The sequence below is a fragment of the Psychrobacter sp. T6-1 genome (assembly GCF_052258445.1).
The window spans coordinates 1-9518 of sequence record NZ_JBQQFC010000087.1 but is presented as its reverse complement, the minus strand read 5'-3'; the positions used below and the strand labels follow the sequence as shown (position 1 = coordinate 9518).

Genomic DNA, 9518 nt, shown 5'->3' with positions numbered 1-9518 from the left:
TTTCAAGCCAAGCATGGCAAACCTGATAAGCTCATGTTTAGCTTTCATGGTATACCGCAGCCTTATGCTGACAAGGGTGATCCGTACCCCAAGCGCTGTAAATGTACTGCAGCGCAAGTGGCACATGCATTAGGTCTAGGCGAGGATGAGTGGATTATTAGCTTCCAATCGCGCTTTGGTAAGCAAGAATGGGTCAAGCCTTATACCGATGTTATCCTTGATGACTGGGCCAAATCTGGAGTCAAATCCGTGCAGATTATTAGTCCTGCATTTTCAGCAGATTGTCTTGAGACATTAGAGGAGTTAGCGATTGAGAACCGTGAAAACTTCATTGAGGCAGGCGGGCAGGAGTATCATTATATCCCTGCGCTCAATATGGATGACGCGCATATCGATCTATTAGAAGCTATGAGCGCGCCACTCGTTAAAGGCTGGGCAGGTACACTTGAGGGCTGGGTGTAATTCGTTTTTGAGTATAAAAAATAGTAACACAAAAAAAGCCCTCTCGACGTTATCGAGCGGGCTTTTTTGACATTAAGTATTACGCCTAAAAATCATCGTCGTTGCTATTTTCGGCGGCATCTGAATCAGCAATATCGACGATATCAGGGTAATCGCTATCATCTAAATTGTCTTGCACTAAGACGTTATCGATATTGGCTTCATCAATATTTTGCCTATGCATAGGGGTTAAGCCTTGCGTAGCATCTGTACCAACTTTTGAATTATCAAACCCGGCACTATTATCAATGACATCATCATTATTTATCGTATGCAGCATGGGATTGTCTAAATCAACCAGCTGATCATCAGTCTCCATATCCATGCTCTTGTTACTATCGATACCGTCCATCTCTTCGGGTAATGGTGATTTTGAGTTGTCCATAAAAATCCTTATGTTATAAAAAATTATGACTGACAGTGTGCAACTTTGCGGATGGCTGCGCTAGTAGTAAGGTGTCATAGTGTGTTCAAAATATGTAAGGATGACCTATAAAAAATGACTACCTACAAAAGTAGTCATAAACTATAAACAGCCGTCATAAATAGCGCGTAGGCAAAAATAGTAAGTGGTCGCAAATGCATTTTGTTTTTTGTCTAAATCATTACTTAGCACTGACCTTACTACTGACAAAACGTATTAAGGAGTCTGGCGCAACTTGCGAGAGTTTTTGGATAACCTTGGCTGGCATACCAACAGAATAATGGACCTCTGATATTCTATCGTTAGTACGGCAGCTCAGGCTACATATGGTTTTGGCAACATCATCGACGCTCAGATTGATACCTAAGCGATCAATACTCGTCACTTCTAGATCTTTAGTCATATCGGATTTGACCCATAACGGCATAACGTCTATGACCTTGATACCCAGTTTGGCATATTCAATATTTAAGCCCTCAGTCAGACCGCGAACAAAGAACTTGCTGGCCGAATAGGTAGCGACTTCGGGTTGACCATAAATCGCAGATGCTGAGGATACATTGATGATTTTGCTATGTTCGCTATTGGCTAAATGCGGCGCAAGCTTATGACAGCCAATAAGCACGCCCTTACAATTGACATCTATGAGCGAGAGCTGATCTGCCAGATCTGTCGATGGCAGAGTGCCACTAACAAGTAAGCCTGCGTTATTGATGAGCACATCTATACTACCAAAATGAGTGATCATCTGATCAATAGCCATATCCCAAGCATCAGGCTGTACCACATCAAGCTCACCTGTAATGATGCGATTTTGTTTAATAGCTTTTTTAAAGGTTTTGTCTTCGATAGCGTTTTGTAGAGTGGCATTATTGGTCGCAAACAGCCCAACGCTGTGACCTTTGTCCGCTAGGCGCTTAGCTGTTGCCAAACCAATACCACGTGATGCACCTGTGATTAATATATTCATGTGTATCTCCTTTTTATCGTGAGGGTAACCATGTTTTAATCGAGAGTAGGGTGATAAGTTACAGTTATCTATTTAGTCACTCTACTACTTTTTACAGGGCCGCGCAGGGCTTTTACGAGTACTATATATTTACTTTTGTTTATATTATTGACTAACTGTGATGTTGACTAACCAAGTCATTCACTAACCAAGGTAGAGTCTGAACGACTTGCCAATTGCATCTCAAACTCACGCAGTGTAAACGTCCATAGATACCAGAGTGCTATAGCATATACCACGCCCTCAGTCAGCTCTTCCACCGCCACACCGATACTCTCTGAAAAGATAATCGTATTCTCGCCCATATATTGCAGTATCGCCAGCAGGGCAACAATGAGATACAAAGACACAGGCACGCGCTTTAGCATCGACCACAGGTAACGCCAAGAATATATAAACAGTCCTAAAGCTACGACATAGATGAGTAGCAATACCATATCCTCCCACCACTCATAGCTATGATTAAACAGCAGCAGGTTGCTCGGTATCACAAGTTCTGGTAGATGATTGAGCTCACGGCGTATCACCGTAAAAAACACCAAAACAGACGCCAGCCAAAAGTAGCGACCTTGTTTGATATCGCTTTTGATAGCGTATTGCACGCAGCGTAGTAGACAGGCTATTAATAGGATAGAGCCTGCAATTTCAATAATGCCATTTTCGGTAAAAATGGGACGTCTCCTAAACGATAAGGCAAAGACAATACAATACTTAGGTCTACCTTATCTCTACTATTACTTTAGAGGTTAAGTTTAAAAGACGCATTATATCGCCAAATATAATGTCATGCTATTGTAAATATTGACTAATTAATTCATTGATAAGGTTAAGGTTTTTTGAATATCAAATTTATATACTGTCAGATTAGTATATTAAAAAGGGCGCTGGTGACGCCTTGTGCTGGTATTTGCATGCTTGAGCAAAGCAGTCACGGCTCAACCGCATTTTATGGCGACAATCTAGTATTGGTGTTATCAAGTATGTCGTTTTAAATATTAAATCGGTGGGTTACGCTTTAGCTTCGCTCTCTTAAAGCTTGAAAAAGCTAACCCACCCCACGCCGAAATCCAATCTAAATCAGTACTTAATGCGCCTCATCCCAATTCTCGCCGCTGTCTGTCTCAACCAACAAGGGCACAGCAAAATCAACGTCCCAGCCCATGCTTTTTGCCGTCTCTCTAAGCACATTTTGCATAGCGTCGGTAATGAGCTGGCTTATCTCATCGACCTTGTCGCTATCGACTTCAAAGACCAGTTCATCATGCACTTGCAGGAGCATTTTGGCTTGCTCTTTTGGCAGTACTTTATCGACAGCGATCATCGCAAGCTTGATCAAATCGGCAGCAGAGCCTTGCAATGGCGCGTTAATCGCCGCACGTTCTGCGCCTTGTTTGACCATACGGTTACTATGATTGATATCTGGGGTGTAGAGTTTGCGCCCAAGTATGGTTTCGATATAACCACGCTGCATGGCACTGGCTCGCGTATCGACCATATACTGCTTGACGCTAGGATAGCGATCAAAGTACATATCGATGTACTCCTGTGCCTCATTGCGGCTCATCTGTAGCTGCTTAGCTAAGCCAAAGGCGCTCATACCATAGAGCAGACCAAAGTTGATGGCTTTGGCATTACGGCGTTCAGTGGCACTGACCTCGTCGACCGCTTTGCCTAAGACCTCAGCTGCAGTCGCCGTATGAATATCAAGACCTTCGTTAAAGGCGCGGGTTAAGTTGGCATCGCCTGAGAAATGCGCCATGAGACGCAGCTCAATTTGCGAATAATCCGCCGCTAAGATGACGCGGCCCTTTGGGGCGATAAAAGCTTGGCGGATCAGGCGACCGGTCGCGGTACGGATAGGGATATTCTGTAAGTTAGGATCCGTTGAAGACAAGCGCCCCGTACTAGTCAGCGCCTGATGATAGCTGGTATGGACACGGTCAGTCTCGCTATCGGCGACTGCATCGAGCGAGTCGGTATAGGTGCTTTTGAGCTTGGAGAGTCCGCGATACTCTAAGGTAATATCGACCAGTGGATGATCGACTTTAGATAGTACCGCCTCGCCCGTAGAGTACTGTCCTGATTTGGTCTTTTTGCCACCAGGGACGCCAAGCTTGTCAAAGAGCATCTCGCCAAGTTGTTTGGGCGAGCCTAAATTGAATTCCTCACCTGCGACCTCGTAAGCTTGTGCCTCAAGCGCGATGATCTCTTCATCAAAGCGTTTAGATAACTCATTTAAAAACGAGCGTTTGATCAAAATGCCTTGAGCTTCCATCTGGCACAGTATCTGTGCGACGGGGATTTCAAGTTGGGTGAGAAGGCGCGTATTGTTCTCATCATCGGCAAGGGTTTCACTAAACAATTCAAACAACTGATAAGTGATGTCTGCGTCTTCACAAGCATAGTCACTGGCAATATCGATAGCGACTTGATCAAAGCTGACTTGCTTAGCCCCTTTACCTGCAACGTCCTCATAGCTAATGGTTTGGGTATGCAAATAGTGACGCGCTAGGTCGTCCATGCCGTGGCGAGTCGCGGCGGCATTGATGACATAGCTTGCTAACATCGTATCCATCGCCCAGTTATTGGGGCTGCTATGAATAGCGCCGAGCAGGTTAATGTTATAGTGACTCAGAATATGGGCATCGTATTTTAAATGCTGCCCGATTTTACCGATGTCTGAGTTTTCTAGTAGCGGCTTTAATCTAGCTAGTACCGTATCGCGGTCGAGCTGTTTGCCAAGTAATTCATCACCCTCAAGCTTGTGCGTGAGCGGTACGTAATAGGCTTCATGAGCTTGCAAAGCAAAAGACAGACCGACGATTTCAGCTTGTCGCCAATGAATACTGGTCGTCTCGGTATCAACAACGAAGTAGGGTACGCGCTCTAACTGCGCGACCAAACTCTCAAACGCTGGCATGTCAAGTACGGTATGCCAAGCCTTGTCATGGCTTTTACTGTCTTTGATATTATCGATTTTGGTGGACTGAAGTGACTTGGCGACTTGGGCTTGTGATTCGGCGTTTGCTTGGCTATCTGCCACACTTTGAGTGCCGTTTGCTGGGTGATTGGGGTGATCAAGGGAGGCCAGCTCATTTTTAAATTCAAGCTCGCTATAGAGGGCGCGTAGCTCGTCAATATGAGCGCAGGGGTCAGTATTTATTTTTAGATCTGTCCAGTCTTGGCCGATATCTAAGTCCGTTACGATAGTGGCAAGCTCAGCATTCATCGGAATATCTGCTGCATGCTCGACTAGGTTTTTGCCTGCACGACCTTTTATATCGGCGACATTATCTAACATGGTAGCGATATCGCCGTACTGGTTGAGCAAATCTTTTGCCGTTTTTTTACCAATACCCGGCACGCCTTTAATACCGTCGGATGAGTCACCCATCAAGGTCAAAAAATCAATCATTTGGTGCGGCTCAATGCCAAACTTTTCAACGACGCCTGCGCTATCAGTAATTTTACCTGTAAAGCTGTCTTCTAATATGACGCAGTCGTTAATCAGCTGCATCATATCCTTGTCACCGGTCGAGATAACTACATGATGACCTTCAAATACTGCACGATAGGCGAGTGTACCTATGATGTCATCAGCCTCCGCGCCTTCGATACGCAGTAGCGGAATCCCTAAAGCGGCGACTAAGCGATGGATATAAGGTATCTGCTCTGCCAACTCAATATCCATCTTGGGACGATTGGCTTTGTATTCCTCGGACATCGCATGGCGAAAGGTTGGCGATTTGGTATCGAAGCAGACCGCCATATGGGTCGGATGGTAGCGGCGCATTAATTTAAGCAGGGCGTTTAGCGTGCCGCGTATGGCATTGGTCATCAGCCCTTGGGTGTTTTCCATCGTTTTGGGCAGCGCATGATAAGTGCGAAACAGATAGTAGGAGCCATCGACCAAGATAAAGGGCGGCTGGTCCTTGTCCACATGAGCGGTATCCATGGTCGCCACTTTGGGCATCGTCTCAAAATTAGGTCGCAAATCAGGATTGATCGGGGAGTGTGAGTTGTGATTATTGTCAGTCATAAAGGCCACTTATTATATATAAAATAAAAAAGATGACCTATTATAACGATAAAATCAGCGCGTGCCGAATGGCTTAAGCGTTAATAAGTGTATGTTTTTAATAGGGGCTAAACGTTTGCGCCAGACATAAAAAAAGAACCCAGTGCTGACTGGGTTCCCATCTTTAGTATACTATCTATATTAGGATATAAAAGCCTTATTTGACTTCTGATGTCACTTCGATATCGATATTGCCTTGGGTAGCTTTTGAATAAGGGCAAACGGTATGGGCTTTTTCAACCAGCTTTTGGAACTCATCGCTTGAGACTTCAGTACTGTCGCCAATCACATGAATCTTGACCGCTAATTTATAGTCATGATCGCCGCCTTGAATGAGATCAACCGTCGTTTCGGTCGTTGAGCCAAAGCTTGCGCTTTCCATCTTTTTGACCACGCCCAAAGCGCTATCAAAGCAAGCAGCATAGCCCATCGCGAGTAATTGCTCTGGATTATTGCCTTCCATATTGCCACCCGGAGGGGCCATTTTTACTTTTAGATCGCTATCACTAAGTGAGGCGTCACCAGTACGGCCGCCTGTGACTGTGGCTTTGGTAGAGTATAAAGTTTTCATAATTGTCCTTATTTATTATTGATAGGTGTTATCACAAAATAACCTATTCAGAGTAGCAAAATATTGAGGTTAGTTTATATAGCACAGGTAAAACTATACTTATAATTTGTAAGTGCGCCTTATCTTGAGCCCCTTGCTTAGTTCAAAGGTTTGGTTTAAAGGTTTGGTTCAAAAGATAAGGATTATTCTATTTCTGCGCCGCCTGCCATGCTTGCATACCACCAAGATAGATGTCAATGTGCGCAAAGCCTTGGCTTGCGAGCCATCCTGCCGCTACTGTCGCGCGCTGACCACTGGCGCACATTAGCGTGTAGTGCTGATCTTTATCGAGATCTTGCCACTGCTCATTGAGATGACCGACATAGATATGCGTTGATGACTCAATAGCGGCAGATGCGCGCTCATCCGCGTCACGAACATCAAGCAGCGTCCAGCCCGCTTTTTGATGGTCATTATCAAGACGCTCTTTGACTAAAGCGGTATTAATCATAGGCGTCTGCTCTATAGTCTCGCCTTGCTTGGCAGCTGCTACCACACCGACGTAACTACCAACGATATTATCAAGAGCAATGCGCACCAGATGCTCGGTTGCGGTAGCCAGTTGAGCTTCATCAGAGGCAATCAGCGCCACGCTTTGGCCTTCCCCAATGAACCAGCCTGCAAACGCTGAGATCATACCGACTGGTAGACTCATGGAACCTGGCAGGTGACCTGATGCATAAGACATCGGCTCACGAATATCAATTAGATGATCTACGTTTAGATCTTCTAGCTCATCGAGTGACAGTATGCGAGGACGCATCACGCGCGGCGCGGATTTACAACCCTCCATGTTTAAGCGCTCCATGAGTCTAAAATAGGGCGGCTGATAATGGTTTTCGGCCACTTTAGCATCGATGAACTTATCGCGACTCTCGATTTGTAAGCGCGGATTATTAAGGCGCTCATGACCGACAGAGGAGAACTCACGATCAGCCATACCTGAGCCGCAGACAGAGCCTGCGCCATGAGCAGGATAAATCATCGCCTGATCACCGAGGGCCAATATCTTTTGTAGTGAGTCGTAGAGTAGACCAGCCACTTCGCGGCGACGCTTGGGATAAAAGTCAGTACGACCAACGTCACCGACAAATAGGGCATCCCCTGTAAATACGCCAACGGCCTGGTCAGGGTACGCACTATCAAATAGGGCAAAAGCCAAATGGTCATCAGTGTGACCAGGCGTCTCAAGCACTCGAATCTCAAGCTGATTGATAGTGAAGCTATCACCCTCGCGAGCGGTGTCAGCATAGACGACTTCTCGCTCAGGATTTGGCCCGTGCCATACTTTAGCCCCTGTTAGCTCTGCTAATATTGGCGCGCCAGAGACCAGATCCTCATTGCGATGCGTCTCAAAGATATGGATGATCTCAAGTCCTGCGGCGCGTGCTTTTTCGACATAAATCTCGCAGTCGCGGCGCGGATCGATGACCGCAGCTTTGGTACCTGAGCCTATCAAATAGGATAAATGCGAGAGTCCAGGGGTTTTGATTTTTTCTAATAACATAAAGATATCCTTTTTATATCAATTGTTTTTTGAAGCAAGGGTGCAGGTAATACTGAGCAAGTTTATTTATAAGGAATGCCCTAACTCAAAGGTAACGCCCCAATAAAATAAGCGTAGCAAAGCCAATTATTTTTTATCGTATTATCTTATATATTATCAGTAGGTATATTGTTGCAGCGCCTCCTTACCTTTGTGCAAAAATAGCATCTCAATCATAAATCCGCTACAATACGCGCACCAAAATCCTTCCTATATATCAGCTGTATTCAACGATAAGTTACCTACTATGAGCGCAGATACCAAATCATCAGCGACCAAGCTGACGCCAACTAAATTGGCTCGCGAAGTTGCCAAACGCCGTACCTTTGCCATTATCTCGCATCCCGATGCGGGCAAGACTACTATGACCGAAAAGCTTCTATTATGGGGTCAAGCCATTCAGGTGGTGGGCGAGGTCAAAGGCCGCAAAACCGATCGCCATGCCACCTCAGATTGGATGAGCATGGAGCAAGAGCGCGGTATCTCTATCACCACCTCCGTTATGCAGTTCCCGTATCAAGACCATATCGTTAACTTGCTTGACACCCCAGGTCATGCTGATTTTAGTGAAGATACTTATCGCACCTTGACTGCCGTTGACAGCGCGCTAATGATGGTCGATGGTGCCAAAGGCGTCGAGGAGCGTACCATCAAGCTGATGGAGGTGTGCCGCATGCGCGATACGCCGATTATCTCCTTCGTCAATAAGCTCGATCGCCAAATCCGTGAGCCGCTTGATCTGCTTAGCGAGATTGAATCGGTTCTCAAGATTAAATGTATCCCTATCACTTGGCCTATCGGTATGGGTCAGGACTTTGTTGGGGTCTATCACTTGACCGAAAACAAAACCTACCTGTATGAAAAAGGTCACGGCGGCGATATGGCGGTCTCTGAGACTCGCGACGGTTATGACTATCCAGACATCCGCGAGCGCTTAGGTAAGCTGATGTTCGACGCCTTCGAAGAATCGCTTGAGCTGGTACAAATGGCGCTTGAGGATTTTGATGTTGATGAGTTTTTGACGGGTGAGATGACGCCTGTGTTATTTGGTACCGCTTTGGGTAATTTTGGTGTCAATATGGTGCTTGATACCCTAGTAAAATATTCGCCGCCGCCAAAAGCACATCCAACCGAGCAGCGTGAAGTCTTGGCTACCGAGACTGATTTTAGTGGGTTTGTGTTCAAGATTCAGGCCAATATGGATCCGCGTCATCGTGACCGTATTGCCTTTATGCGCGTGTGTTCAGGCAAGTACGAGAAAGGCATGAAGATGAAGCATGTACGCCTAGGTAAAGACGTGCGTATCGCTGATGCCTTGACGTTTTTGGCAGGGGATCGCGAAGCATTAGA

Annotated in this window: 8 protein-coding genes; 2 read left to right on the top strand and 6 right to left on the bottom strand. The window is 45.8% G+C overall.

Annotation, left to right across the window (positions count from 1 at the left end; translation table 11 throughout):
• Positions 1–462, top strand: a 462-nt coding sequence (gene hemH / locus ACTXGO_RS06720) for a ferrochelatase (RefSeq protein ID WP_443573785.1), incomplete at its 5' end; no start/stop codon positions are given.
• Positions 463–547: 85 nt separating this feature from the next.
• On the opposite strand, the gene ACTXGO_RS06715 is transcribed toward hemH, so the two are convergent.
• From ACTXGO_RS06715 to ACTXGO_RS06690, 6 genes are all read right to left on the bottom strand, one after another.
• A complete protein-coding gene (locus ACTXGO_RS06715; RefSeq protein ID WP_443543564.1) occupies positions 548–886 on the bottom strand; it encodes a hypothetical protein in 339 nt (112 codons plus the stop codon).
• Positions 887–1106: 220 nt separating this feature from the next.
• Positions 1107–1895 carry an SDR family NAD(P)-dependent oxidoreductase gene (locus ACTXGO_RS06710; protein ID WP_443543562.1) on the bottom strand — a complete coding sequence of 263 codons (789 nt, stop codon included), beginning with the start codon at positions 1893–1895 and terminating at the stop codon, positions 1107–1109.
• Positions 1896–2071: 176 nt separating this feature from the next.
• Positions 2072–2536, bottom strand: coding sequence for a hypothetical protein (locus tag ACTXGO_RS06705; protein ID WP_443543560.1), 465 nt, complete (start codon positions 2534–2536; stop codon positions 2072–2074).
• A gap of 482 nt (positions 2537–3018) precedes the next feature.
• Positions 3019–5973: a DNA polymerase I gene (gene polA, locus ACTXGO_RS06700; protein ID WP_443573783.1), complete on the bottom strand. Its 2955-nt coding sequence runs from the start codon at positions 5971–5973 to the stop codon at positions 3019–3021.
• Positions 5974–6169: 196 nt separating this feature from the next.
• Positions 6170–6583 (bottom strand): Ohr family peroxiredoxin, encoded by a 414-nt coding sequence (locus tag ACTXGO_RS06695; RefSeq protein WP_317200122.1) that lies wholly within the window; start codon positions 6581–6583, stop codon positions 6170–6172.
• Positions 6584–6770: 187 nt separating this feature from the next.
• Positions 6771–8129 (bottom strand): MBL fold metallo-hydrolase, encoded by a 1359-nt coding sequence (locus tag ACTXGO_RS06690; protein WP_443543556.1) that lies wholly within the window; start codon positions 8127–8129, stop codon positions 6771–6773.
• Between the two features lie 286 nt (positions 8130–8415).
• Between ACTXGO_RS06690 and ACTXGO_RS06685 the strand changes: the two genes are divergently transcribed.
• On the top strand, positions 8416–9518 hold a 1103-nt coding region (locus ACTXGO_RS06685), incomplete at its 3' end, for a peptide chain release factor 3 (RefSeq protein ID WP_443573781.1).

Excerpts from the sequence above, each read along its gene's own strand:
- ACTXGO_RS06715 (WP_443543564.1), bottom strand. The coding sequence starts at position 886 with ATGGACAACTCAAAATCACCATTACCCGAAGAGATGGACGGTATCGAT.
- ACTXGO_RS06710 (WP_443543562.1), bottom strand. The coding sequence starts at position 1,895 with ATGAATATATTAATCACAGGTGCATCACGTGGTATTGGTTTGGCAACA.
- polA (WP_443573783.1), bottom strand. The coding sequence starts at position 5,973 with ATGACTGACAATAATCACAACTCACACTCCCCGATCAATCCTGATTTG.
- ACTXGO_RS06695 (WP_317200122.1), bottom strand. The coding sequence starts at position 6,583 with ATGAAAACTTTATACTCTACCAAAGCCACAGTCACAGGCGGCCGTACT.
- ACTXGO_RS06690 (WP_443543556.1), bottom strand. The coding sequence starts at position 8,129 with ATGTTATTAGAAAAAATCAAAACCCCTGGACTCTCGCATTTATCCTAT.